The sequence below is a fragment of the Halorhodospira neutriphila genome (assembly GCF_016584055.1).
Lineage (GTDB): Bacteria > Pseudomonadota > Gammaproteobacteria > Nitrococcales > Halorhodospiraceae > Halorhodospira > Halorhodospira neutriphila.
Genome location: NZ_NRSH01000260.1, coordinates 1 through 989, shown reverse-complemented (window position 1 = coordinate 989; position 989 = coordinate 1). Strand labels below are relative to the sequence as shown.

The 989-nt window shown below is 76.3% G+C and carries 1 protein-coding gene; it reads right to left on the bottom strand.

From position 1 onward, the window contains the following. Positions 1-989: glycosyltransferase family 4 protein (locus CKO13_RS12330; RefSeq protein ID WP_200261444.1), on the bottom strand; the 989-nt coding region annotated here is incomplete at both ends.

The following is a 989-nucleotide window of genomic DNA, read 5'->3' as shown; positions in this document are numbered from 1 at the left end:
CCCTCCACCGAGGAGACCGGCGCCTCGGCGGCGACCGCCTCGATCACCCGCCGGGCGTTGCCGAGCCAGGTGTAGCCGCCCTCGGCGATCCGCTCGGCGGCCCGCTGCCCGAGCCTGCGGCGGCGCTCCGGCTCGGCGAGCAGCCGGGCGAGGCGCTCGCCGAGCTGCGGCCACTGCCCGGGGGCGAAGAGCTCGGCGCTCACCCCGTCGCGGACGACCTCGCGGATATTGGGCTTATCCGGGGCCACCACCGCCCGCCCCACGGCCAGGTACTCGAAGAGCTTGATCGGCGAGGCGTAGTCGGTGACGTCCGGCTGCACGGCGATATCCAGCGCCGCGATGTGCGCCGGGATCTCGTCGCGCGCCACGGCCCCCGTGAAGACGACCCGGTCCTCGATACCCAGCCGCCGGGCCTGGCGGCGCAGCCCGGCCACCGCCGGGCCGTCGCCGACGAGCAGCAGCCGCAGGCCCGGGTCGGCCGCGACCAGCGGGGCCGCCGCCTGCAGGAGCCCCTCCACGCCGTGCCAGGGGCGGATCCAGCCCACGAAGCCCACCACCCGGCACCCCTCCAGGGCGTAGCGGCGGCGCACGGGCCCGCCGTCGACGCCGGGGTGGAAGCGCTCGCCGTCGACGCCGTTGGGCACCACCAGCAGCCGCTCGCGGGGCACGCCGCGCGCCGTGAAGATCTCCGCCATGGCGTGGCTGACCACCACGGTCCGGGTCGCCGAGCGGCACAGCCAGTCCTCGATGCGCTGCGCCAGCCCCCGGAAGACCAGCGCCCCGTGGCGCTGCAGCTCGAGGCTCAGCGGCGCATTGACCTCGAGGATCAAGGGCCGGCGCAGCAGCCGCGCCACCAGCAGCCCGGCGAAGCTGAAGAGCGTGTAGCGCTCGTAGAGGAAGTCCGGGCGGCGGCGCAGCGCCGCGGCCAGCACGCCGGCGAAGGCGGCCGCGTTGTAGCCCAGGGCCAGCCCCTCGTAGAGCCAGTGGGG